The 23,008-nt window shown below is 53.1% G+C and carries 23 protein-coding genes; 13 read left to right on the plus strand and 10 right to left on the minus strand.

Annotated features, from left to right (window positions below; translation table 11 throughout):
* Nucleotides 1-49: 49 nt before the first annotated feature.
* Both E7738_RS20780 and E7738_RS20785 read left to right on the plus strand, forming a co-directional pair.
* Nucleotides 50-1,483 carry an MFS transporter gene (locus E7738_RS20780; RefSeq protein WP_262258390.1) on the plus strand — a complete coding sequence of 478 codons (1,434 nt, stop codon included), beginning with the start codon at nt 50-52 and terminating at the stop codon, nt 1,481-1,483.
* A gap of 3 nt (nt 1,484-1,486) precedes the next feature.
* Nucleotides 1,487-2,701 carry an acyl-CoA dehydrogenase family protein gene (locus tag E7738_RS20785; protein ID WP_125311067.1) on the plus strand — a complete coding sequence of 405 codons (1,215 nt, stop codon included), beginning with the start codon at nt 1,487-1,489 and terminating at the stop codon, nt 2,699-2,701.
* Nucleotides 2,702-2,803: 102 nt separating this feature from the next.
* Here the strand turns inward: E7738_RS20785 and E7738_RS20790 are convergent, their stop codons facing one another.
* Complete coding sequence (locus tag E7738_RS20790; protein ID WP_394516367.1) at nt 2,804-3,313, minus strand: AAA family ATPase; 510 nt, start codon at nt 3,311-3,313, stop codon at nt 2,804-2,806.
* A 375-nt stretch (nt 3,314-3,688) separates the two neighbouring features.
* On the opposite strand from E7738_RS20790, the gene E7738_RS20795 reads away from it, so the two are divergent.
* The 3 genes from E7738_RS20795 (at nt 3,689) to E7738_RS20805 (ending at nt 6,463) form a co-directional block, all read left to right on the plus strand.
* Nucleotides 3,689-4,222 carry a hypothetical protein gene (locus E7738_RS20795; RefSeq protein ID WP_021508788.1) on the plus strand — a complete coding sequence of 178 codons (534 nt, stop codon included), beginning with the start codon at nt 3,689-3,691 and terminating at the stop codon, nt 4,220-4,222.
* A 372-nt stretch (nt 4,223-4,594) separates the two neighbouring features.
* A complete protein-coding gene (locus E7738_RS20800) occupies nt 4,595-5,728 on the plus strand; it encodes a glutathione-independent formaldehyde dehydrogenase (RefSeq protein ID WP_394516368.1) in 1,134 nt (377 codons plus the stop codon).
* A gap of 468 nt (nt 5,729-6,196) precedes the next feature.
* Nucleotides 6,197-6,463, plus strand: a complete 267-nt coding sequence (locus tag E7738_RS20805; protein ID WP_150360137.1) for a hypothetical protein — start codon at nt 6,197-6,199, stop codon at nt 6,461-6,463.
* Between the two features lie 221 nt (nt 6,464-6,684).
* Here the strand turns inward: E7738_RS20805 and E7738_RS20810 are convergent, their stop codons facing one another.
* From E7738_RS20810 to E7738_RS20830, 5 genes are all read right to left on the minus strand, one after another.
* The gene (locus E7738_RS20810; RefSeq protein ID WP_394516369.1) at nt 6,685-7,173 is read right to left on the minus strand and encodes an anti-virulence regulator CigR family protein; all 489 of its coding nucleotides are present in this window, start codon (nt 7,171-7,173) and stop codon (nt 6,685-6,687) included.
* A 284-nt stretch (nt 7,174-7,457) separates the two neighbouring features.
* The gene (locus tag E7738_RS20815; RefSeq protein WP_088517478.1) at nt 7,458-7,769 is read right to left on the minus strand and encodes a hypothetical protein; all 312 of its coding nucleotides are present in this window, start codon (nt 7,767-7,769) and stop codon (nt 7,458-7,460) included.
* A 193-nt stretch (nt 7,770-7,962) separates the two neighbouring features.
* Nucleotides 7,963-8,658, minus strand: coding sequence for a DJ-1/PfpI family protein (locus E7738_RS20820; protein ID WP_058781960.1), 696 nt, complete (start codon nt 8,656-8,658; stop codon nt 7,963-7,965).
* 229 nt (nt 8,659-8,887) lie between these two features.
* Entirely contained in the window at nt 8,888-9,241 is a 354-nt protein-coding gene (locus tag E7738_RS20825) for a DUF4406 domain-containing protein (RefSeq protein ID WP_215481087.1), read from the minus strand.
* Entirely contained in the window at nt 9,235-9,828 is a 594-nt protein-coding gene (locus E7738_RS20830; protein WP_394516370.1) for an NUDIX domain-containing protein, read from the minus strand. The genes E7738_RS20825 and E7738_RS20830 overlap by 7 nt, the downstream gene beginning before the upstream one ends.
* Before the next feature lie 80 nt (nt 9,829-9,908).
* Between E7738_RS20830 and E7738_RS20835 the strand changes: the two genes are divergently transcribed.
* The gene (locus E7738_RS20835; RefSeq protein ID WP_394516371.1) at nt 9,909-10,658 is read left to right on the plus strand and encodes a DeoR/GlpR family DNA-binding transcription regulator; all 750 of its coding nucleotides are present in this window, start codon (nt 9,909-9,911) and stop codon (nt 10,656-10,658) included.
* Nucleotides 10,659-10,816: 158 nt separating this feature from the next.
* Here the strand turns inward: E7738_RS20835 and E7738_RS20840 are convergent, their stop codons facing one another.
* The 3 genes from E7738_RS20840 to E7738_RS20850 all read right to left on the minus strand — a co-directional run bounded on the left by E7738_RS20840 (nt 10,817) and on the right by E7738_RS20850 (nt 13,058).
* Nucleotides 10,817-11,254 (minus strand): VOC family protein, encoded by a 438-nt coding sequence (locus tag E7738_RS20840; protein WP_104187682.1) that lies wholly within the window; start codon nt 11,252-11,254, stop codon nt 10,817-10,819.
* Nucleotides 11,255-11,591: 337 nt separating this feature from the next.
* Nucleotides 11,592-12,002: an ASCH domain-containing protein gene (locus tag E7738_RS20845; RefSeq protein ID WP_164861081.1), complete on the minus strand. Its 411-nt coding sequence runs from the start codon at nt 12,000-12,002 to the stop codon at nt 11,592-11,594.
* A gap of 153 nt (nt 12,003-12,155) precedes the next feature.
* Nucleotides 12,156-13,058: a DMT family transporter gene (locus E7738_RS20850; protein ID WP_104187684.1), complete on the minus strand. Its 903-nt coding sequence runs from the start codon at nt 13,056-13,058 to the stop codon at nt 12,156-12,158.
* A 94-nt stretch (nt 13,059-13,152) separates the two neighbouring features.
* On the opposite strand from E7738_RS20850, the gene E7738_RS20855 reads away from it, so the two are divergent.
* The 6 genes from E7738_RS20855 to E7738_RS20880 all read left to right on the plus strand — a co-directional run bounded on the left by E7738_RS20855 (nt 13,153) and on the right by E7738_RS20880 (nt 21,331).
* Nucleotides 13,153-14,487: an aminotransferase-like domain-containing protein gene (locus E7738_RS20855; protein ID WP_394516372.1), complete on the plus strand. Its 1,335-nt coding sequence runs from the start codon at nt 13,153-13,155 to the stop codon at nt 14,485-14,487.
* A 473-nt stretch (nt 14,488-14,960) separates the two neighbouring features.
* Entirely contained in the window at nt 14,961-15,947 is a 987-nt protein-coding gene (locus E7738_RS20860) for an autoinducer 2 ABC transporter substrate-binding protein (RefSeq protein WP_031279943.1), read from the plus strand.
* A gap of 257 nt (nt 15,948-16,204) precedes the next feature.
* Nucleotides 16,205-17,725 carry a sugar ABC transporter ATP-binding protein gene (locus tag E7738_RS20865; protein WP_394516565.1) on the plus strand — a complete coding sequence of 507 codons (1,521 nt, stop codon included), beginning with the start codon at nt 16,205-16,207 and terminating at the stop codon, nt 17,723-17,725.
* Nucleotides 17,718-18,707, plus strand: a complete 990-nt coding sequence (locus E7738_RS20870) for an ABC transporter permease (protein WP_394516373.1) — start codon at nt 17,718-17,720, stop codon at nt 18,705-18,707. Before E7738_RS20865 ends, E7738_RS20870 begins: the two co-directional genes overlap by 8 nt.
* Before the next feature lies 1 nt (nt 18,708).
* Nucleotides 18,709-19,662, plus strand: a complete 954-nt coding sequence (locus E7738_RS20875; RefSeq protein WP_211725599.1) for an ABC transporter permease — start codon at nt 18,709-18,711, stop codon at nt 19,660-19,662.
* 28 nt (nt 19,663-19,690) lie between these two features.
* Nucleotides 19,691-21,331, plus strand: coding sequence for an FGGY-family carbohydrate kinase (locus tag E7738_RS20880; protein ID WP_058776185.1), 1,641 nt, complete (start codon nt 19,691-19,693; stop codon nt 21,329-21,331).
* A 55-nt stretch (nt 21,332-21,386) separates the two neighbouring features.
* Here the strand turns inward: E7738_RS20880 and E7738_RS20885 are convergent, their stop codons facing one another.
* Complete coding sequence (locus E7738_RS20885; protein WP_282954497.1) at nt 21,387-21,794, minus strand: Rid family hydrolase; 408 nt, start codon at nt 21,792-21,794, stop codon at nt 21,387-21,389.
* Between the two features lie 251 nt (nt 21,795-22,045).
* Between E7738_RS20885 and E7738_RS20890 the strand changes: the two genes are divergently transcribed.
* The gene (locus E7738_RS20890) at nt 22,046-22,984 is read left to right on the plus strand and encodes a GlxA family transcriptional regulator (protein ID WP_104093495.1); all 939 of its coding nucleotides are present in this window, start codon (nt 22,046-22,048) and stop codon (nt 22,982-22,984) included.
* Nucleotides 22,985-23,008: the final 24 nt, after the last annotated feature.

Genomic DNA, 23,008 nt, shown 5'->3' on the forward strand with positions numbered 1-23,008 from the left:
AGCGCTTATAACCACCTCACCTGCACAACAAAAACAGACGTGAGGCGTTATGAGTACTCTTCCTTTAGAAAACACCTTGCCGGCTTCTCAACCGGTACGTTCGGTCAGTGATGTGGCAAGGCTGATCAACACCCGCAGTAGCAAAAATAACTATGCGCGCATGATTGTGTTTCTCGCGTTGGGTGGCGTGTTCCTCGACGCCTACGACCTGACCACACTGTCGTACGGCATCGATGACGTGGTGCGCGAGTTCCAGCTATCGCCGTTCACCACCGGGCTGGTTACCTCATCCATCATGGTCGGCACCATCGTCGGCAACCTGATTGGTGGCTGGCTGACGGATAAGTACGGCCGCTATTCGGTGTTCATGGCCGACATGCTGTTTTTTGTCGTATCGGCGATTGCGGCGGGCTTAGCACCCAACGTCTGGGTGCTGATTGGCGCGCGTTTCCTGATGGGCATTGGCGTGGGCATCGATCTGCCGGTGGCGATGTCTTATCTGGCGGAATTTTCTAAATTTGCCGGCAAAGGCAACAAAGCCGCACGGCTCGCGGCCTGGTGCCCGATGTGGTATGCGGCTTCCACTGTGTGTTTCCTGCTGATTTTTGGCCTCTATTTTCTGCTGCCTAAAGATCATCTCGACTGGCTGTGGCGCGCCTCGCTGCTGTTTGGCGCGGTACCTGCGCTGTTGATCATCGCGGTACGCAGCAAGTTTATGAATGAATCACCGTTGTGGGCCGCGAATCAGGGCGATCTGACCTCGGCGGTGCGTATCCTGCGTGATTCGTACGGTATTCATGCACACGAAGCAGAACCGGAAACGCCACCCGCGGCGGCGGCGCCGAAGGTGAGTTTTCGCGTACTGTTACATAAGCCGTGGCGTGAACGCACCATCGTTGCCGGCGTAATGAATATCTGTATTTCGTTTGAGTACACCGCCATCGCCTTCTTCCTGCCGTCGATACTGGCGCAGTTTCTTGGTGCCGGCGTGTTCGAGACCATCTCAGCTTCGCTGGGACTAAACGCACTGTTTGCCTTTACCGGCGGGCTGCTGGGGATGCGCCTGGCGTGGAAATATCCGTCACGCCACGTGGCGATCGCTGGCTTTGCGCTGCAGTTTTTGGCGCTGGTGGCGCTGGCACTGATTGGCCACCCGCAGGCGCTGGTTGGCATCGTATTCGCGGTGCTGATGCTCGGGCTGTGGCTGTTTGCCGAAGGATTCGGGCCGGGCGCGCAGCTGATGGTCTATCCGGCGCTCTCGTATCCTACCTCGATTCGCGCGACCGGTGTCGGCTTCAGTCGTGCGCTGTCGGGCATCGGCAGTGCGCTGGCGCTGTTCATTCTGCCGATTCTGCAGGCGGCGCTCGGCACCAACATGTTCTGGGTGGTATCGCTGGCCGCCATCATTCCGATCTTTTTCCTGCTGGCGGTGCGTCACGAACCGACCCGCCACGACATCGACGACCTTTCCCCTCAGGAGTAAAACATGAGCATTCTCTCTACCGGTACTGACTATGACACGCTGGCGGCGCACTTCCGACCGCTGTTTGCCCGCATCGCGGCGGGCGCAGCGGAACGCGAGCGTACGCGTACCTTGCCTTATGAACCGCTGCAGTGGCTGAAGGAAGCCGGTTTTGGCACGGTGCGTATTCCACAGCAAAAAGGTGGCTGGGGCGCCTCGCTGCCGCAGCTGTTTCAGCTGTTGATTGAGCTGGCGGAAGCGGATTCCAACCTGCCGCAGGCGCTACGCGCGCACTTTGCTTTTGTCGAGGACCGGCTCAACCAGCCGGACAATGTGGAGCGCGATGCGTGGTTTCGCCGTTTTGTTGATGGCGAGCTGGTGGGCAGCGGCTGGACGGAGATTGGCAACGTCAGGCTGGGCGACGTGATCACCCGCGTCACGCCTGCCGCCAATGGCTGGACGCTGAATGGCGAGAAGTTTTACAGCACCGGTGCGCTGTTCGCCGACTGGATAGATGTTTATGCGCGTCGCGACGATAACCAGGGTGACGTGATCGCGCTGGTCAATACGCATCAGCCGGGCGTCACGCGTGAAGATGACTGGGACGGATTTGGCCAGCGCCTGACCGGCAGCGGCACAACACGCTTCGAGCACGCGCATGTGGAGACGCAGCACGTGTATGATTTTGCCACGCGCTTCCGTTATCAGACCGCGTATTACCAGCACGTGTTGCTGGCGACGCTGGCGGGCATTGCGCGCGCGGTCGCGCGGGACGGCGCGGCAGCCGTTGCCGCACGCAACCGCGTTTACAGTCACGGCAACGGAGCGGCCTCGCGGCAGGATGCGCAGGTGCTGCAGGTGGTAGGCGAGATCACCAGTCTGGCATTTGCCGTCGAAGCCACGGTGATTCGCGCTACCCATTCACTGCAATCAGCGTATGAAGCGCACGTCAGTGCCGATGAAGCGGCCATCGCCGCCATCAACAACCTGGCGGAAGCCGAGGCCGGACAGGCGCAGGTGATCGCCAGCGAGCTGGTACCGCGTGCTGCCACCGAACTGTTTAATGCGCTTGGCGCGTCGGATACGCGCGTCAGCAAAGCGCTGGATCGTCACTGGCGCAATGCGCGCACCGTCTCGTCGCATAACCCGGTGATCTACAAAGCGCGCGACATCGGTGACTGGAAAGTCAACGGCACGCCGCCAACCGGCATCTGGCAAATCGGCAGGGGAGAGGGGTAACCAGCCTTGATGAGCAAACGGCGCCGTTATCGGGCGCCGTTTAATGGCGCAGAATCCGGCTGCGTCATGGAATTAGTACGTCATAAGCCGCAACCCGGCGGCTTAAGAGCGGTATTCAATAATATTGAAACCTTCATCAGCCGCTGGTGCTGAGAAATAACGGCTTATGATTTCAAACTGTTCATCTGAAGCGGCAAAATCGTGAGTGCCGGCTGCGTTACGGGCACGTAATCGGCTCTTACACACCTCATCAGGGACGTTAAGGAAATGCAGGTGGTTAGCAGCCCCTGATGCTTTAATGATACTCAGCATCCATTCACGACTGGCGGGTGTATTAGCCGGAAAATCCAGGACTACCGACATCCCCGCGTTAAGTAATGACACCAGATGCGGTTTCATGGCATTTCTGAGCTTAGAGGAATACTGCACGTAATCCGCAACCGTGTGCATTTCATCGGCATAGAGCGCTGCAAGCCAGCGATCCTCACTGATAATGAGAGTGCGCGGTGCAGCGCCTAATTTTGCGGATAACGTAGATTTACCCGACGCAATTTTTCCACATAACAGGTGAAGCGTGGCTTTTTCAGGTGATGCGACATCGGTGGTGTTCATAACTGACCTCACTGGTTGATTACCGGTAAGGCCCGCCTTACCGGCGGGAAAATGGCAAACGTTATCCCACCTTAACCTGCAAGGTGATAATAATGATTGCGGAAGACAGGGCTGAGCAAGTTTTCATCGTTTTAAACTAACAAGTTAAGTCTCAATAATCACCTGATGCTTTGCTTTAGCTATGATGGCAGCGCGTTGTTGATAACGGAGTTCGCAAGGGGGAGGACCGTTTGGTGCCGGGAGCGGACATTGTTCAGGTATCAGGCAGGTATCTCAGGGACAGATTATCCCCGGATGGCTGGCTTAATTTCTGTTAAAGATTTCACACCCACAGGCCGATAAAAACAGGAGCGACAGAAACGTAAGGAGATGTGCATGTATGGAAAACTGGTTATTACAGGAATAATAGTAACGTTGTTAAGTGGATGTTCGGCTGGGTTTAGGCCTTCTCTGGAAGACTATAAAGGTTCAGATGCAGCCAGGGTTCGTGCTGCATCTGAGGGCAATACAGCCCTGCAATTTTACGAAAAACAACCGAGTGGCTGTTATAAAAAAGTTTTAGAGCGCCGGGTTACGGCTGGTCTGGCTATTCTCGGTATTCCTGTGTCAGGAAATAAAAAAATCGGAATGCCAGAATCAAGTAACAATAAGGGGGTTTTCATAAATGAATTTACTATCAAGCCGGGGCAACTGATAAGTATAATTCATTACTGGACTCAGCCGGGCTACTACCAAAATACAGAACGATCTGTCTCCACCAGATTCATTCCTCAGCCAAATCATGATTACGATATCGTCGTCACTGGCTCAGAATTTGGCGGGGATAGCGTATCGGTGAGAGATCTGGATCCAGGCGCTAAGATTGTTGGATGGGAAGGCAATTACTGCCCCTCCGGTATATTTGATTAATTGCATGACGCTGGTCACCGTTTGTACGCCTAAGCCCACCCTGGAGTGGGCTTTTTCATGTGGTACTCAAACCAGGCAGAGGTTGAGGACAATAGCTGTTACGGGATTCAGCGCAAGGCTAAGTCAGCGTAGCGGTGTGGTGCGCCAGGGGCCTGGAGGAAGACGGAGATAAAGTGCGTTTAGCGAAACGGTGCTTACAATTCATAGAGTTACATAATATTAATACCGCCAGACCACTTCATGAGCTGTTCTACACTTACACATTCAATCAAGCCGTTTGATTGAAAAAGCAGCATCACTGAGAGGGTGGCGACCGCAAAGCGTCACGCAGCCGCAGCCTTCATAACTGATCATGCACGTGAGGAGAACATCATGAAAGCAGTTGTCTATAACGGACCTTTTGACGTTTCAGTCAAAGAGGTTCCGGATCCTAAAATCGTTCGCCCTACCGATGTGCTTGTCCGTATTACCACCACCAATATCTGCGGTTCAGATCTGCATATGTACGAAGGACGCACCAGCTTCGAACAGGGGCGCATCTTTGGTCATGAAAATCTGAGGCAGGTCATTGAAATCGGCAGCGCGGTTGAGCGGGTCAAAGTCGGGGATTATGTCTGTCTGCCCTTTAATGTCGGCTGCGGATTCTGTGAAAATTGCGAGAAAGGGTTAACCGGCTACTGCCTGACGGCCAATCCGGGTACGGCCGGTGCCGCCTATGGCTTTGCTGAAATGGGCGAGTGGGATGGCGGCCAGGCGGAGTTACTGCGTGTGCCCTATGCTGACTTTAACTGTCTGGTGCTGCCGCCGGATGCGGTGGAAAAAGAGGAAGACTACGTTTTACTTTCCGACATCTTCCCCACCGGCTGGCATGCCACTGAACTGGCAGGATTGCGCCCCGGAGAGAGTGTGGCGATTTACGGCGCAGGCCCGGTCGGCCTGATGGCTGCTCACTCGGCCATGATCAAAGGCGCATCGCAGGTGTTTGTGGTTGATACCCATCCGGACAGACTGGCGCTGGCCGAACAACTGGGTGCAGTAGCGATCAATGGTGTGGGCGATGACGCAGTAAACAAAATTCTCGAGTTAACCGACGGGCGCGGCACGGATTGCGGTTGCGAGTGTGTGGGATATCAATGCTGCAATAAACATGGCCACGAGGATAACTCTGCCACGCTCAACAGCCTTGTCGCGTCAACTAAGGCCACGGGCGGCATCGGTGCGGTCGGCGTTTTTGTTCCGCAGGATCCCGGAGGCGCGACCGACCTGGCCAAAGAGGGTAAAGTGCCATTCGATTTTGGGAATTTCTGGTTCAAAGGTCAGTCAATCAAGACCGGTCAGTGTAATGTCAAAGCGTACAACCGCCAGCTCGCAAGGCTTATCCATCAGGGCAGGGCCAATCCGGCGCAGATCATCTCCCATCGTCTCGCTCTGGCGGACGCTGCCGATGGCTATAAGCATTTTGATGATCGTGATAATGGCTGGACAAAAGTCATTCTGAAACCCTGAAAGGTAACTCAGAAAAGCTAAGACGCATTCAGGCGGTGGGAAGAGGGAGAACGAAAACTGCCTGTTTGTGGCTGGCTAAATCTGGCATGACCACATTAATGACATATCAGCGTAAATCCGGCAGAAATTTGCCCACTGCTTATCCAGTTTGATGCATATGCGCAGCATCTCTTTCGCAAGGCACGAAGCCGCACAGTGATTACCTGCCGCAACAAAGATAACAAGCTTCGAGGCATTTCTGGTCGTCGTCTGACATCATTCCTCCTCAGCTAAAGTTATTTATCAGGCATGAAAGAGATAACGGATTATTCAACTTTGTAATAACTAATTTTTTAATTATCATTTTTCATGATTTGCTAATACCCGCGATGAGCGAGAAGAGGACACAACATCAATGTCATAATCGAGAAAGGGAGCCAAACGCCTGGTATTATAGCCATATGAATATTCATGACGGAGAAAAGGCTAATGAAAATTACACTTAAAAAAGAAAATGGAACATCCGAAACACAGGATGTTGCATCTTTGATTATCACATTAAGTAATGGTGAAACCGTTGAAATTAGTGACGAAAGCCAGCAGCGCCCGTCGCATCTTTCGGAAGGAATTACGGTGTGGGGAGGAAGCATGCCGAAAGAAGGCGCCTCCATTGATGACCTCAGGGCTTCAACGCGATCATTAGGTATTTATCCCCTGGCCGCTAATTTGATTCACCTTTTCCCACTCAGTAATTAGCCGCTAAATACAGCACTATGTGGGTTTCGTCTGGGGGCATTTGAGTCGGATAATCGTAAACATCGGCTTTTGCCATAGAACGAATTGACGAACAGACCGATGTCCGCTTTGCGCGAAAAGCGGACATCATCCGTTTGATTTGCAAGCAATTCGGGAAACAGGTTGTTTGCGTATAGATGACTTTGCCGGCGATCTCTTTTAGCCGGGCTTGCAGTCTGTGGTTAGTTGAACACACCGTTAATCACGGCGGTCACAACTGCTGTGCTCAACGCAATAAGCACTAAATCATCTCCAACCGCGCGCCACTCGTAGCCGGGGTAATGAGGCAGCGCATTTATCATGGATGCTGGCAAATTTTTCTTAGCAATACCCGGTGGCAATGCTTTCCCACGCGCCACTTTCTTAGCGATTCCCGGCGGCAGAGATTGATAGCCTACCAAACCATAGTTGACGGCGAGCGCTCGTGCCTGAGAGAAGCTGATATCAGATTGAACATGATCGGGGTGTCGGGCGTTCTTGCGATGTCCATGTTCGTTTTTCGACGATGCGTAACCCTGCTCTTTATTTCCGTGCGCGCCATTATTACCGTGATTGCCATTGCCATTGCCATTGCCATTGCCATTGCCAGGGTTTGCATAAGCCGGTGCAACAAAAACGGCGAAACCAATCATCAGAGCAAAGGTTGTTTTGAGCGTGCGTTGCATGAGCATGACAGATGTCCTTAGTAGTATGTATTGCCTAATTGAAATATAGAACGAGGCGGCAATCTTAACCATCAACTCATTTCTGAAATATCAGTAATGTAATAAGCCGGACATGTCTGGGACTCACTCTGAACGCGGGCATTCCACTGCTCAGCCTCTGAACCCAGGGGTGCGCCTGCCGGCTCGTGACTAATGAAAGAAATGTCCGCTCGTCGCGCAAAGCGGACATTGACGCCTGGTATTAATTTAGAAACGCATCAGGATCACCGCTAAGTCGCCCTGAAAGGGGGTTAAAGCGGTAAAACGGTTTCCACGGTGTGCTGAAAAACGTACGGATCGGAAAGTAACTCAAATTGTTCGTCATCCGGATACGTCACTGCCACGTGATAGTTTTCTCCCGCGAAGGTCTTTACTGACTGCAGATCCTTCCAGTAAGTTGCCAGAAAGAAATGCTCCCAGTCACCCTGTGTTTCTCTGCGCACATAAGCGCCTATATTCCCGGCAATGCTTCGTGAATGTTCTACACCTGTCTTCTCAAGGTGTTTAGCAAAATCTTCAGCGTGTTTGAGCGGAACACAACCGTGCCAGGTTCTTACAATCATTCGTTTTTCCTCTTAATGTGGCAAGGATGTCACCCTATCATCGCAAGCCACTTAACGGTGTAATTTCTGAAGGCCGTGTTCGTTAATGCAAAATAAATTTATGACGACAAAAGCCTATTCACTCTTACCTGTAGGTCCGTTTTTCGCTCATCGAGGCATTCGTCGGTGGGAAAGTCCGCTCTGTGCCGGCCCGTTATTTCTGCAGTCTGGCAGCGGCTTTCAACGTTGCCTGTCGCCGCTTTTCAATAAATGGCGCAACCTGTTGCTGAGCTTTTTTCAGCTGTTCTTCAGATGCGGAGCGGGGTGAGCCACAGTCAAAGGGCGGGGCAGGGTCATATTCCATATGCAGCTGAATGTTTTGCGCGATATCCGATCCGAACATCTCTGATACGACGCTGAGGGCAAAATCGATACCTGAAGTCACACCGGCGCCCGTTATACGGTTGCGGTCGCGTACAACGCGCTCATTTACCGGCTCTGCGCCCAATAGCGCCAGCTGATCCAGCGAAGCCCAGTGCGTCGTCGCTTTATATCCCTCCAGAAGCCCGGCCGCGCCCAGCACGAGCGATCCGGTGCATACCGACGTTACCAGCTTCGCCTGTTTGCTTTGAGCCCGGATAAACGACAGGACTTCTTCATCCTCCATCAGGTTTATCTGCCCAGGTCCGCCGGGAACACAGATAATATCCAGCGCAGGACACGTGTCAAACGTGGTGGTTGGCTGAATCGCCATCCCCCGGTCTGACACCACAAGCTCCAGATTTTTCCAGATGAGATGCACCTTCGTGTCTGGTGCCCGCGCAAAGACTTCAAACGGACCGGTCAGGTCAAGCTGCGTAAGCGCAGGGAACAGCAGCAGACCGATGGATGTAGATGCAGAATCATTCATAAATAATGCCTTCATTGTGTGCCAGCAGCCGACATCGCTGCGGTAAGTTATGAATCACTGCAACAGACGATGCAGAGAAACCACCATCTGCAATAGTGGCATATTTTCCGGGCATCAATAGGTTTGTTTTATTCGCGAAAAATACCCGTGTTTGAATGACGGCGACAAGCCAAATGTCCATAAGCCTGAATGGCCGCGCGGGCATCGTCGCCATCCAGTGAAAGCATAATCACCCGATCGGAATCTCATCTATGTGAGTATAAATTTTTAACCCGCGTTCTCTGCCAATCCGTATATCGTGATCGGCGCCTTGCGACGCGCCCGGCATACGTAAGATCGCGTCGCAATGCTGAATCAGCCGATGTGCAACCGGATAAAGATAAGCCTCACTGATTTCATCACCGATTGCCTGTGAACCTGCGGCGGCGGCAAGAGGTAATGCCAGCCATTCTCCAATTACCGGCGTATGCCCTTTGTGATAAACCTGCAGTGCGGCTTCGTCTAATTTCCGCATATTCGCGTCAATTAAAACCGGGTCTCCTTCGGTGCCGCTGCGCACAGGGCCGGCAATCAGGATCAGCATGGTATTGGCTCCTCAAAATGGACATTCATGGCAACGTATTGCAGTAACATTATGGTTTTCGCATCCATAATTTCCCCGCTGCGAATTGCGCTCAGCGCCTGAGCCAAGGGCCATTCCAGTACTTCGATATCTTCGCCCTCATCGGCAAGGCCACCGCCTTTGCTCTGGCGATCGTCATCAGCATATTCGGCGATGAAGAAATAGAGTTTCTCGGTAACCGAACCCGGACTCATAAAGGCTTCCATGACTTTTTCAATATGCTGCACCCGGTAACCGGTTTCTTCTTCTGCCTCCGCGACAATGCGGGTTTCCGGCGAAGCGTTATCGAGCAGCCCGGCAGCCGCTTCAATCAAAAAACCGTGGTGACCATTAATGAAAACCGGCAAGCGAAACTGGCGGGTCAGCACCACGCTGCGTTTTTGGCGGTTATAGAGAAGCACGACGGCACCATTACCGCGGTCATACGCTTCACGCTGCTGCTCCTGCCACGAGCCGTCACGGCGCTGCAGTTCGAAGCTGTATTTTTTCAGGGTGTACCAGTTGTCGGACAATAGCTGCTCACGGATATTGCGTATTTTCTGCTGCATAGCTTGCCTCCTGAAGATGACAAAATAGACGCTATCATGCATAATCGTGCAAATTCAAGAAAAAACGTGAGCGGGTAATTATGCTATCGAGCCAGCGTAAACAACAGATTCTGAAGATTCTGGCGGCTGAAAATCAGGTGATGTCAGGTGAGCTCAGTCAGCGTTTTGGCATATCCGAGGACTCAATACGCCGCGATTTGCGGGAGCTGGCCGCTGAAGGACTGTTACAGCGCGTGCACGGCGGCGCGCTGCCGGTGTCAGCCGCTCTGGCATCCTTCGAAAAACGCAAAAACGTGCAAATGAGTTCCAAGCAGTGTGTGGCGCAAAAGGCGGTGAAGCTGATTCAACCCGGTCAGGTGGTGATTATTGACGGCGGAACCACCACAGCAGAACTGGTGCAGTTGCTACCAGCAGACCTGGCTTTCACGGCGATCACCCACAGCCCCGGTATTGCAGTTGCACTGGTGGATTTTCCGCGGGTAGAAGTGATAACCCTGGGCGGGCTGCTCTATCGCCACTCGGTGGTCGCAGTGGGATCGGCTGTTCATGAGGCAGCTGCGCGTATTAATGCTGATCTGTTTTTTATGGGCGTCACCGGTGTGCATAAAACCGCCGGCCTCACGACCGGCAACTATGAAGAGGCCGGCATAAAACGCGCGCTGGCGGGGAGAGCCGCCGAGACCGTTGTCATGGTGTCAAAAGAGAAACTCAACTCCGCCTCTGCCTTCGCAATTGGGGAGCTGGATCTGGCCAGTACGCTGATTGTTGATGGCGAGCCCGATGCCGAAATGCGCCAGATTTTACAGCAGAAGCATGTCTCGCTGATGTAGTGTTCTACGCTGCCTTTTTGACGCATCTGCGAAACAGATCGGTTGGTGATCTTCAATGGCCGGCCGGGTAAAGCGATTGTTGTCGGCTGTGTGTCAGAAGCGGACATCGAAAACGTCACTGTTTTAATTAGAGGATAACAGATGATAATCTATGGGCTTCAATGACTAAGCTCCATTAATTCAAGCGTCTGACCATCAGGGCTTTGTAAATATATTACTCTGGTTCCCTTCATGGGGCCTGACAACACTGTCTGAGGTTTACCCGGCGTCTTCCAGCCATAGTCCGATGCTTTGCTCAACAGTGTATCAAGATCTTCAACTGTAAAAGCAAGGTGAGCGTAGCCTGGGATATAAGGTGCTGAAGGTTCTGCTGGCTGCTCTATATTACTATATTGTAGTAATTCAATTTTGATACCAGCCAGTTCAAGCAAAGCCATCCGTACATCAGCTCCCCTTGCACCTGTGACTTCATCGATTATGGGTCCAGACATTTTTCCTTCGCGTATTAATTCACCTCCAAGGATATGAGTCCAGAAGAACACGGAGTCTTCAATGTTTTTAACTGAAAAACCAACGTGATTAACACTTAAGATCATTCGATTACCTGCTGAGTTTCGAAAATTGACCATCCAACTATATGAAATGAAAGCTTTATTGCTACACAATAAATGCGATGGGATTTGTACAGGAACAAGCACTATGCAATTCGGTTTAAACTATGTATTTACGATTCATACACAGCAACAGATGTACAGAAACCAGCTTCCCATTGATAAATAAGCAACCACGCTATAAGCCTGCATTTTTGTCGATAAACAGCGGATGACCGCTTCGCGCTCATAGCAGAAATGGACTTGTGCTAAGTCCTCTGTAGGCTAAAAGCGGACATTATTATTGATGGCCGCCGATAAAATGTTAATTATTTGCCTGATCTTACAGCACTTCCACCACTTCAAATTCTTCAGCAATCAACTCCATATCTTCTGAAAAATGACCTTCACGGCTAAAAAAGCGCTGGTGTTCTTTCTGCCAGAATTCAAGACTTAAATCGCCTTCACCTTCTTTGCGGGCAAACTCTTCTGTAACATCACAAAAACGCACCAGCCGCAGTGAAATCAATCTGATCACACAGACCGGGGTATTCTGACCATCAAGAATAATGTTATAGCTCCCAATCTTCGGAGCAGACTCCTCCTGCTGGTAAGCGGTAAACGATCCGCAGGAAGCAGTTTTGATGCCTTTTTTTACCAGTTCTGCCAGCTTGCTGGCCAGTTCCGCGCTGTCACCCATTTGCCAGGCATCTGCGCCAGGATACTTCACTTTTATTTCCTCAACCGCAAACATGAAAATTCCCTCAATCGTCGGTGAATGAAAAGTTAAATCGTTTATAGCATGAACTGTTCCGGTATTAAGAATCAGGCTGATCGTCGCATATTGTGGTTCACTTTTTGCCCAACGCGGACACTTACGTAAATCCAGACGACAGGAGGCTAAGGACTAATCTGCAAACCTGCGCGAGCCAACGACACACAGGATCACGCCCAGTGTTATGAGAATCATCATCGGCCTTACCGTTTCAGACAGTAACGTTGCTGAAAGTCCGAGACCAAAGAATGGCTGCAGCAACTGTAATTGTCCCACAGCGGCGATGCCGCCCGCAGCCAGTCCCCTGTACCAGAAAATGAAACCAATCAGCATACTGAACAGCGATACATATCCCAGTGAAAGCCACGCCTGCAGGCTTATTTCGCCCATGTTCTCCGGCAAGGTCTCCAGGGTGGCAACAAGCATCAGCGGCAGGGACATAATCAGTGCCCAGCAGATAACCTGCCATCCTCCCAATTCACGCGAAAGCTTTGCACCTTCGGCATAGCCGAGGCCACACACAATCACGGAAGCCAGCATCAGAAGATCGCCGGTTACTGATACAGAACCTTTCTGGAGTAGGGCAAATCCCATCACCAGCAGGCTGCCGGCGACTGAAAAAATCCAGAAAGCCAGCCTGGGCCTTTCGCCTCCTCTGACAACGCCGAAAATAGCCGTCGCCATGGGTAGCAGACCGAGGAAGACAATAGAGTGAGCCGAGGTAACGTGCTGCAGCGCCATGGCTGTCAGAAGAGGAAAACCAACCACTACACCTGCAGCAACGACAACCAGAGAAATCAGCTGATGCCGCTGAGGACGAGCCTGACTTAAAAAGAGAATCAGCATAATGGCCAGTACACCGGCAATTGAAGCGCGTGAAAAAGTCAGAAAAAAGGGATCCATTTCCCGCACTGCTATGCGTGTTGCGGGCAAAGAGCCACTGAAGATGATCACGCCGGTCAGCCCGTTCAGCCAACCTGATTTCAGGCCAGAATGTGTATTTTTTACCCTGGTAACTGTCACAACAGACCTCATTAAGTTCGATAAATGATTTAACAGATAACGTTGACAGCCCCCATGCTAAGTACCAGCATTCAGGACAATCAAATAATTGTCATAGATACAATTCATGAAAGCTCGATACAAAGTCATCGTTGATGAATTCGCTTCCGCGATACGAACAGGCGCGCTCCTGCCGGGCGCCCGCCTGCCTACCCACAGAGCGCTGTCGGCTGAAAAGCACGTGTCACTGGCAACGGCTACCCGCGTTTACGCTGAGCTGGAAGCCATGGGGCTGGTGAGCGGAGAAACCGGAAGAGGAACATTTGTCAGGGAAATTTCGCTGCCCGCCGGGCTGGGTCTGGATCAGCACGCAGTGGCGTCTGACGTGCTCGATCTGAACTTCAACTATCCTACGCTACCGGACCAGGCGGAACGGTTACGCCAGGCAATGCGACAGCTGGCCACATCTGGCGATCTGGCTTCACTGTTGCGTTACCAGCCGCACGCTGGCAGGCAAAGCGACAGGGAGACAATCGCGTTATGGCTCAATGCCTCCGGCATGACCGCGTCTGCTGATGAGGTTTTGATTGTAAATGGCGCGCAGCACGGTCTTAGCGTTGCTGTTATGGGGCTGCTGAAACCCGGGGATGTGGTGGCTGTAGATGCTCTGACCTATCCTGGCTTCAAAGCCCTGGCCAGCCTCTATCATCTGGAGCTGGTGGCGATACCCGCTGATGCCAGTGGACCGGACCTGACGGCATTCAGGCAAATCTGCCAACGCCGGCGCCTGCGCGCGGTGTATACCATGCCAACACTGCATAACCCGCTTGGCTGGGTTATGAATGATGCCCAGCGCAGGGAGCTGGCCCGGATTGCCAGAACGTTCGATCTTCTTATCATCGAAGACGCGGCCTATGCATTTCTTGTCCGTCGTCCACCGCCGCCGCTTGCCACTTATGCGCCCGAAAGAACCGTTTATGTTACCGGTTTTGCTAAAAGTGTCGCCACTGGCCTGCGCGTCGGTGCCGTGGTGTGTCCCGCTGAAATGCGAATTGCCCTGGAGCGAGCCATCAGGGCAACGACCTGGAATACTCCCTCCCTCATGGTTTCGATTGTCTGCGACTGGATTAAAGATGGCACACTTAAACGCTTTGAGGCGCTGAAAAGACGGGACGCGCGTCACCGGCAGGCGCTGGCGCGCAAAATACTTGTGAACTGTGAATGGGTAAGCCATGACAACTCTTACTTTATCTGGCTATCACTGCCTCAGGAAGTAAGGGCTGACAGGCTTGTTCACCGATTGATGCAGCAACATATCTCTGTTTCCACAGCAGAACCCTTCAGCACCTCAAACTGTGTGCCGCATGCTATTCGTCTGGCTCTTGGCTCAGTCACGATGAATCAGCTGAGCGAGGCCCTGGCGAAAATTAAAGAGGCTATTGAGTATGAGATTGATCTTTGAGCGCTGTCCGCTCCTCGCTCATAAGGAATTATAGCTGCGTGCATGTCCGACCTGCCTCTGGTGCGGATGTGGTTTCATCGTGCCCGGGCATCTGCACAGGCAGTGCAAAACCTCTGCGCCTGCTCCCGTGACGCTGTTCACAATCCGTGCAATTTAAAAGACACCGCGGTGACTTTTCAGTCGTAAAACCCTTAGCGTGGTGTTTTATATGTAACTTTATTGTTAATAATTAGATGTTTTAATGTTGCAAAATAGCAGTGAAAGCTATCATAAAGCTCTAAATCGTGCCAGAATCCTCTATCTATTAACATTTATTTAACATTTAAAGTTATATAATTTAGCATTTATGGGCTTTGCTCACATTTCCATCACATCTGCGCGAAAACCTATGTACGGGTAAGTTAATCTCTGAGCGTGAATTAAATAGCAACCGCCTGTTCCCAATATCAGAACCTCATCAGAAAGGTACCAAAATGAAATTTAACCTCGCATTAGTCAGTGCATGTGTGGTTTCAGCGTGCATGTTATTCACAACACCCTCATTCGCTGCCAAACCTTACGATATCGCCGTGGTGGCCAAAGTTACCGGTATTCCGTGGTTCACCCGCATGGAAGTCGGCGTAAAAGAAGCCGCGCAGAAACTGGATGTTAACGCCTATCAGGTTGGCGCCTCCACGCCCGATCCGGCGCAGCAGGTCAAGGTGATTGAAGATCTGATTGCCAAAAAAGTTGACGCCATCATTGTGGTGCCAAACGATGCCAAAGTACTGGAGCCGGTACTGAAAAAAGCGCGCGACCAGGGCATCGTGGTATTAACCCATGAATCGCCGGACCAGCAAATTGGTCAGTGGGATGTCGAAACCATCGACAGCCAGAAATATGCGGAAGCCAATATGGACGAGCTGGCAAAAGATATGGGTGGCAAAGGCGGTTATGCCATTTATGTCGGCTCTTTGACCGTGCCATTACATAATGCGTGGGCCAATGCGGCAATCAAATATCAGAAAGAAAAATACCCGGACATGCATGAAGTCACGTCACGCCTGCCAGTGGCTGAAAATATTGATAAGTCATATTCCACCACGCTGGATTTGATGAAAACCTATCCTGATCTGAAAGGAATTATCGGTTTCGGTTCCCTTGGTCCGATTGGTGCCGGTCAGGCGGTTCAGCAGAAGCGCGCGAAAAATAAGATCGCGGTTGTCGGGATCGCTATGCCCGCTCAGGCTGCGCCATACCTGATGCGCGGTGACATTAAGAAAGTCCTGCTGTGGGATCCAAAAGATGCCGGTTACGCCCTGGTTTCGGTTGCCGATCAGCTGCTGCAGGGTAAAGAAGTCACTAAAGACCTGAGCATTGAAGGTCTGGGCAAAGCCGACGTCGATATGGATAAGAAAGTGATTCGCTTTAATAAAATTCTTGAAGTAACGCCAGAGAATGCGAAATCACTTGGCTTCTGATCAGAATGTTTAACACCTTAATTTAACGGAGATAGATTATCTCCAGCGCCACACCAGGCAAATAGAAACAGATACGGCGTTGTATGTTGTGCTGTATCTGAACTTCTACTCAGAGATTGAAAACATATTCCCTGAATAATTCGCGTCAGGCGCGGCGAAAGTCAGTGAAATTCGATGAGATATAAATAAATGATTCGGATAAGCGAGCATCGCCAACACCCGGCTGGAAATAGGATGGGCAGGCTTAAGGAACTATGATGAATACGCTCAGCACGTCCCCCGCCAATGCTGAGGCCTTTATCAGCCTCGAAAAAATCAGTAAAAAGTTCCCCGGCGTATTAGCACTGGATAATGTCAGCCTGACGCTGAATAAAGGTGAGGTGCATTGTCTGGCCGGGCAGAATGGCTGCGGCAAAAGCACCATAATTAAAGTCATTTCCGGGGTTTATCAACCGGAAAAGGGCGCGGCCATTACGCTGGACGGAAAACTTTTTCATACCCTGACGCCACAGCTGTCTTCTTATTACGGCATTCAGGTTATTTATCAGGATTTGTCGTTATTTCCCAATCTGTCAGTCGCCGAAAATATCGTTATTCACCGCTATTTACCGGGCGGTGATTTCTGGGTACATCGCGAGTCAATGCGCAAAAAAGCGCTGGCGGCGATGCAACGGGTCGGCGTTGCTCTGGATCCGGATCGTAAAGTTGAAAAGCTGTCGATCGCTGACCGCCAGTTAGTGGCAATATGCCGTGCCATCGCTGCTGACGCCAGTCTGGTGATTATGGATGAACCGACGGCGTCACTGACCCGCAGCGAGGTGAATGGTCTGCTGCGGGTGGTGAATGAACTCAAAGCTGCCGGTATCTGCGTGGTGTTCGTCAGTCACCGTCTCGATGAAGTGATGGAAGTAGCCGATCGTATCAGCGTGATGCGCGACGGCAAACTGGTCGGCACCTATCCGGCCAGTGAACTCGACAGCCATGAACTGGCGTTCCTGATGACCGGGCAGCGCTTTACCTACAGCCACCTGCCACACCGGGCGCCGGCCGATGTGACGCCGCTGCTGGAAGTCAGCCAGCTGAGCCGTAAAGGGCAGTACCACGATATTTCGCTGTCGCTGCGGCAGGGAGAAATCACGTCGATTATCGGCCTGCTCGGTTCGGGCCGCACGGAACTCTGTCTGAGCCTGTTTGGCATGAGCCAGCCGGACAGCGGAGAGATCCGCATCAACGGCAAGGTGGTGAAATTCCACTCTAACCGCGACGCCATTCGTCACGGCATCGCCTATGTGTCGGAAGACCGGTTGACGCAGGGGCTCATCATGGATCAATCCATTTATGACAACACGCTGGTATCGATTTTCGACAAGCTGCATACCGGCGCCGGATTGATGGATCACCGCAAAGCCGCGGCGGTAGTTAAGGACCTGATCCGTGACCTGAACATTAAAGTCCCGGACAGCAGTTTACCGGTTAAAACGCTCTCCGGCGGCAATGCGCAACGTATCGCCATCGCCAAATGGGTGGCGACGCGGCCCCATATCCTGATCCTCGATTCACCAACGGTAGGGGTGGATATTGCCAATAAAGAAGGCATTTACCGCATTGCCCGCGATCTGGCGGAATCCGGCATGGCGGTGCTGATGATTTGCGATGAAATCCCGGAAGCGTATTACAACAGCCATCGCGTGCTGGTGATGCGCAAAGGCGAACTGGTAGCGGAGTTCGCGCCGCACCAGAGCAGCGAAGCGCAGATTGCGGAGGTGATTAATGGGTAACAAATCGCTATCGAAACTGTTTACTCAGCACGAATTCTGGCTGGGATTACTGGTGCTGCTGCTGGTGGTGGGTCTGAGCGCCAGCAGCAGTGAATTTATGACGCTGGGTAACCTGACAGACGTCGCCACCAGCTATGCCATTCTGGGCATTCTGGCCTGTGGTCTGTTTGTGGTGCTGATTGCCGGCGGCATCGACATCTCCTTTCCCGCTGTCACCTCCATCGGTCAGTACGTGATGGCGAGCTACATCATTCATCACGGCGGCAGCTTTCCGCTGGCGTTTGCCATGTCGATGGGAATCGGTTTGCTGCTCGGCCTGGTCAACGGTTTTCTGGTGTACTGGCTGCGCGTGCCGGCCATCATTATCACTATCGCGACACTCAACCTGTTTTACGGTTTGCTGGTGTATCTGACTAACGGCACCTGGTTGTACGGTTTCCCCGACTGGTTTATGAATGGGATCAGCTGGTTCTCGTTCACCGCCGCCGACGGTTACGACTATGGCCTGACCCTGCCGCTGCTTTGCCTGCTGGGGGTGATCATCGTTACCGGCGTCCTGATGAATCGCACCCGCGTTGGCCGCCAGATTTACGCCATGGGCAGCAACCGTGACGCCGCATCACGTCTCGGCCTGAACATCCTGCGGCTGCATTTTTACGTTTACGGTTTTATGGGATTGCTGGCGGGTATTGCTGCCGTGGTACAGGCGCAAATTACCCAGTCGGTGGCGCCCAATTCCCTGCTCGGTTATGAACTGACGGTGCTGGCGGCGGTGGTACTAGGCGGCACCAGCATGACCGGCGGGCGCGGCTCGCTAACCGGCACCATTCTGGGCGTGATGCTGCTGGCCTTCCTGCAAAATGGCATGACCCTGCTGAGCATTTCATCTTACTGGCATCAGGTGTTCAGCGGCGCGATCATTCTGGTCAGCATTAGCAGCACCGCGTGGAACGAAAAACGCAAACTGGCGAAGGGGATATGACATGACGACATTAAACCGATTCTTCCCCGGCGACCGCATCATCCGTTTGCAGTTGCTGATCATCGTGGCCGTTGCCGTGCTGTTCTCCTTTACGCTGGGTGGCAGCTTTTACAGCGTCGGCAATTTCCAGTCGATCTCCTCGCAGTTACCGATTCTGGGCATGCTGGCGCTGGGGATGGGCATTACCATGCTGACCGGCGGGATCAACCTTTCGATCATTGCCGGTGCCAACGCGTGTTCACTGGTGATGGCGGCGATTCTGGTGGCGCATCCGAACCAGCCGGAATATGTCGCACTGGCGCTGCTTGCGGGTCTGGGTGTGGCGCTGGTGATTGGGGTGCTCAATGGCGCGCTGATTGCCTTTATCGGGGTTTCACCGATTCTGGCAACCCTCGGCACCATGACGCTGATCGCCGGACTGAATATTCTGCTGACCAACGGCGCGGTCATTTCCGGCTTCCCGCCGGTGATTCAGTACCTCAGCAACGGCAGTCTGCTGGGTATTCCGGTCGCCCTGGTGTTATTCCTGCTGGTGGCGCTGCTGCTGTGGGTGTTTCTGGAACACACTACGCTCGGCCGCAGCCTGTATCTGATGGGTTCCAGCGAGCAGGCGACGCGGTTCAGTGGGGTCAACACGCATAAAGTCACCATCGCGGTGTACGTGCTTTCAGCTCTGCTGGGGTGGGGCGCGGCACTGCTGATGATGTCCAAATTTAACTCGGCACAGGCTGGCTACGGCGACTCCTATTTGCTGGTGACCATTCTGGCCTCGGTGCTTGGCGGCATTAACCCTGACGGCGGTTTTGGCCGGGTGGTTGGGCTGGTGCTGGCGCTCATCGTGCTGCAAATGCTGGAAAGCGGCCTGAACCTGATGGGCGTCAGTAGTTACCTGACCATGGCGCTGTGGGGTTGTGTCCTGATCCTGTTTATCGCTCTGCAAAACAGAAAATCATAAGCGAAAGCTTTTCAAGAAAGGAAAGAACATGGCGAGTTATTTTATTGGCGTCGACGTAGGAACCGGCAGCGCCCGCGCGGGCGTCTTCGACATGACTGGCCGTATGCTCGGCCAGGCCAGCCGGGAGATCACGCTCTACCGCCCGAAAGCTGATTTTGTTGAGCAATCCTCTGATGAGATCTGGCAGTCCGTGTGTAACGCGATTAAAGACGTGGTCAGTCAGGCGGATATCAACCCGATTCAGGTCAAAGGCATCGGTTTTGACGCCACCTGTTCGCTGGTGGTGCTGGATAAAGAAGGCAAACCGCTGACCGTGAGCCCGACCGGGCGCAGCGAGCAGAACATTATTGTCTGGATGGATCACCGCGCTATCACGCAGGCAGAACGCATCAATGCCACCGGCCATCGCGTACTGGAGTTTGTCGGCGGGATTATCTCGCCGGAAATGCAGACCCCCAAACTGCTGTGGCTGAAACAGCACATGCCGACCACCTGGAGCAACGTCGGGCATCTGTTCGACCTGCCGGATTTCCTCACCTGGCGCGCCACCCAGGATACCACGCGCTCTTTGTGTTCTACCGTCTGCAAATGGACCTATATCGGCCATGAAGACCGCTGGGATCCGAGCTATTTCCGCCAGATTGGCCTGGAGGATTTACTGGAAAACAACGCGGCAAAGATCGGCAGCGAAGTGAAAACCATGGGTGAGCCGCTGGGGCATGGCCTGACGCAGCGCGCCGCCGCAGAGATGGGGTTAATGGCGGGCACGGCGGTCAGCGTTTCGATTATTGATGCGCACGCCGGCAGCCTCGGTATTCTTGGTGCCAGCGGCGCATCTGGCGAATCAGCGGATTTTGACAACCGCATTGCGCTGATTGGCGGCACGTCCACGGCCCATATGGCGATGTCGCGCAGCGCGCGCTATATCGGCGGCATCTGGGGGCCGTACTATTCGGCGATTTTGCCGGATTACTGGCTGAACGAAGGCGGACAATCCACCACCGGCGCGCTGATTGACCATGTGATTCAGTCGCATCCGTGTTATCAGGATCTGCTTAAGCAGGGTAAAGACAGCGGCAAAACCATCTATGAAGTGCTGAACGGCATTCTGCGCAAGATGGCGGGTGAACCCGAGAATATTGCCTTCCTGACCAAAGACATTCATATGTTGCCTTATTTCCATGGCAACCGCTCTCCGCGTGCCAATCCGACCCTGACCGGCACGCTGACTGGCCTGAAACTGTCGCGCACGCCGGAAGACATGGCGCTGCATTATCTCGCCACCATCCAGGCGCTGGCGCTTGGCACTCGCCACATTATTGAAACTATGAACCAGAGTGGTTACTGCATTGATACCATTATGGCCAGCGGTGGCGGCACCAAAAATCCAATCTTTGTGCAGGAGCACTCCAACGCGACGGGCTGCGCGATGCTGTTGCCGGAAGAGAGTGAAGCCATGTTGCTCGGCAGCGCGATGATGGGCACCGTGGCGGCGGGCGCATACGACTCTTTACCCGAAGCGATGGCCGCCATGAGCCGCATCGGTAAGACCATCACGCCGCAGACCAACAAAATCAAAGAGTATTACGACCGTAAGTACCGCGTATTCCATGAGATGTACCACGACAGCATGAAATACCGGCAGCTGATGCAGGGAAAAACTGAATAAATGCGGAAGAAGCAGGGCTGTAATCACAGCCCTGTGACGGAAGCGGCGGTTGCGGTTATTTTTGCCCATCTGCCTGAAGCTCCCTTTTCGCCACAATCCGCATTTCCACCAGGGCGTTTTCCGGAATGAACTCTGATACGCCGATGGCAGACCATGCCGGGTAGGGGGCTTTGATATACACATCTTTGACCTTAGAAAATACCCCGATGTGTTTTTTAAGATCGATATGAAAAGTGGTCATCTCCAGTATGTGTTCATAGTCCAGTCCGGCAGCGTTTAAATACACACCCAGCTTATAAAACGCATCATGGAATTGTTCCTCAGGATGGGTACTTATCGGTTTGTCTTTCCGCGCTGCCGTCACCCCGGAAAGATACAGGGTGCCATCGGCTTCGATAACGGGAGAGAAGTGCCAGTCATGGTAATAGTGCTGAAATTCTTCAGGAACGATCGATTTTTTCATGGTTTTTTCTCTGATTGATGACCTGGGCAATGGCCGCCTGTTTAAAACCCTATGCCTGGCGAACTGCCCGATCGGGTACTCTTAACATAAAACGGCGCAGAAGATCCGCAGCAGGTCGGTGTCATCGCCTTTTTTATTTTTCCGCAGGTGATACCGCTGAGCGAAATCGGGTTATTGTCATGGCTCACCCTGCTTAACATCAGGCCGGACACAGTGTGGCAGACGGTGCCGGACGACTGAAGGAGACGATGATGCACCGGGTAGGTTTACTGATTTCCGATTATTTCCAGGTTCTGGGATTATCCACGCTGAGCATTTTTGAGTTTGCCAATCAGGTAAACGGCGAACCGTTTTATCACTGCACGGTTTATTCAGAGCGCGGTGGCACGGTGCAGTCATCTTCCGGCTTCGGCGTGGACAGCCAGCCGATTCATGCAGAGATGGAAATGGATACCTGGCTGGTCGCAGGCGTAATGACGCCGCTGGAGCTGCCGGCCACAGCGGGCATCGTTGATTTTCTGCAGGTGCACGCGCCCCGGGCCCGCCGGGTGGCCGGGATCTGTACCGGCGCATTCGTGCTGGGGCAGGCCGGTCTGTTATCGGAGCGCCGCGCCACTACGCACTGGGTACATGCCCAGAGTCTGCAACTGCTGCACCCGACGACGCGGATAGAAGAAGACCGCATCTTTATTATTGACGATCACATCTGGACCTCGGCAGGACTTACCGCGGGGCTGGATATGGCGCTGGGAATGGTGGAGAAAGATCTCGGTGCCGAAGTGGCGCGCAGCGTGGCGCACCTGCTGGTCATGCATCACCGCCGCTCCGGCGGACAGACACAGCACTCTGAGATGCTGATGCTCTCTCCGCGCAGCGACCGGCTGCAGTCGGCGCTGGAATATGCGCGCAACAATCTCAGCAAAGCGCTGACCATCGAAGACCTTGCGGATGCGGTTCACCTCAGCGCGCGGCAGCTCAGCCGCCTGTTCCGTTCTGAGACGGGCAAGTCGCCGGCCAAAGCCATTGAGGGATTACGACTGGAAAACGCCCGCTTGCTGATCGAGCAGAGCAGGCTGCCGATGGAGGTAATAGCCCGTGAATCCGGCTTCCGCGATCGCCGCCATATGCGGGAAGTTTTCATTCGCGGTTACGGCATCCCGCCGCAGTCGCTGCGCACCGGTAAAGCCTGACGCGGGCTGTCCCGCCTGAACGCC

The sequence above is a fragment of the Pantoea sp. SGAir0430 genome (assembly GCF_043549295.1).

What these genes read in the sequence shown, in the direction of transcription:
- E7738_RS20780 (WP_262258390.1), top strand. Translation starts at nt 50, where the DNA reads ATGAGTACTCTTCCTTTAGAAAACACCTTGCCGGCTTCTCAACCGGTA.
- E7738_RS20785 (WP_125311067.1), top strand. Translation starts at nt 1,487, where the DNA reads ATGAGCATTCTCTCTACCGGTACTGACTATGACACGCTGGCGGCGCAC.
- E7738_RS20790 (WP_394516367.1), bottom strand. Translation starts at nt 3,313, where the DNA reads ATGAACACCACCGATGTCGCATCACCTGAAAAAGCCACGCTTCACCTG.
- E7738_RS20795 (WP_021508788.1), top strand. Translation starts at nt 3,689, where the DNA reads ATGTATGGAAAACTGGTTATTACAGGAATAATAGTAACGTTGTTAAGT.
- E7738_RS20800 (WP_394516368.1), top strand. Translation starts at nt 4,595, where the DNA reads ATGAAAGCAGTTGTCTATAACGGACCTTTTGACGTTTCAGTCAAAGAG.
- E7738_RS20805 (WP_150360137.1), top strand. Translation starts at nt 6,197, where the DNA reads ATGAAAATTACACTTAAAAAAGAAAATGGAACATCCGAAACACAGGAT.
- E7738_RS20810 (WP_394516369.1), bottom strand. Translation starts at nt 7,173, where the DNA reads ATGCTCATGCAACGCACGCTCAAAACAACCTTTGCTCTGATGATTGGT.
- E7738_RS20815 (WP_088517478.1), bottom strand. Translation starts at nt 7,769, where the DNA reads ATGATTGTAAGAACCTGGCACGGTTGTGTTCCGCTCAAACACGCTGAA.
- E7738_RS20820 (WP_058781960.1), bottom strand. Translation starts at nt 8,658, where the DNA reads ATGAATGATTCTGCATCTACATCCATCGGTCTGCTGCTGTTCCCTGCG.
- E7738_RS20825 (WP_215481087.1), bottom strand. Translation starts at nt 9,241, where the DNA reads ATGCTGATCCTGATTGCCGGCCCTGTGCGCAGCGGCACCGAAGGAGAC.
- E7738_RS20830 (WP_394516370.1), bottom strand. Translation starts at nt 9,828, where the DNA reads ATGCAGCAGAAAATACGCAATATCCGTGAGCAGCTATTGTCCGACAAC.
- E7738_RS20835 (WP_394516371.1), top strand. Translation starts at nt 9,909, where the DNA reads ATGCTATCGAGCCAGCGTAAACAACAGATTCTGAAGATTCTGGCGGCT.
- E7738_RS20840 (WP_104187682.1), bottom strand. Translation starts at nt 11,254, where the DNA reads ATGATCTTAAGTGTTAATCACGTTGGTTTTTCAGTTAAAAACATTGAA.
- E7738_RS20845 (WP_164861081.1), bottom strand. Translation starts at nt 12,002, where the DNA reads ATGTTTGCGGTTGAGGAAATAAAAGTGAAGTATCCTGGCGCAGATGCC.
- E7738_RS20850 (WP_104187684.1), bottom strand. Translation starts at nt 13,058, where the DNA reads ATGAGGTCTGTTGTGACAGTTACCAGGGTAAAAAATACACATTCTGGC.
- E7738_RS20855 (WP_394516372.1), top strand. Translation starts at nt 13,153, where the DNA reads ATGAAAGCTCGATACAAAGTCATCGTTGATGAATTCGCTTCCGCGATA.
- E7738_RS20860 (WP_031279943.1), top strand. Translation starts at nt 14,961, where the DNA reads ATGAAATTTAACCTCGCATTAGTCAGTGCATGTGTGGTTTCAGCGTGC.
- E7738_RS20865 (WP_394516565.1), top strand. Translation starts at nt 16,205, where the DNA reads ATGAATACGCTCAGCACGTCCCCCGCCAATGCTGAGGCCTTTATCAGC.
- E7738_RS20870 (WP_394516373.1), top strand. Translation starts at nt 17,718, where the DNA reads ATGGGTAACAAATCGCTATCGAAACTGTTTACTCAGCACGAATTCTGG.
- E7738_RS20875 (WP_211725599.1), top strand. Translation starts at nt 18,709, where the DNA reads ATGACGACATTAAACCGATTCTTCCCCGGCGACCGCATCATCCGTTTG.
- E7738_RS20880 (WP_058776185.1), top strand. Translation starts at nt 19,691, where the DNA reads ATGGCGAGTTATTTTATTGGCGTCGACGTAGGAACCGGCAGCGCCCGC.
- E7738_RS20885 (WP_282954497.1), bottom strand. Translation starts at nt 21,794, where the DNA reads ATGAAAAAATCGATCGTTCCTGAAGAATTTCAGCACTATTACCATGAC.
- E7738_RS20890 (WP_104093495.1), top strand. Translation starts at nt 22,046, where the DNA reads ATGCACCGGGTAGGTTTACTGATTTCCGATTATTTCCAGGTTCTGGGA.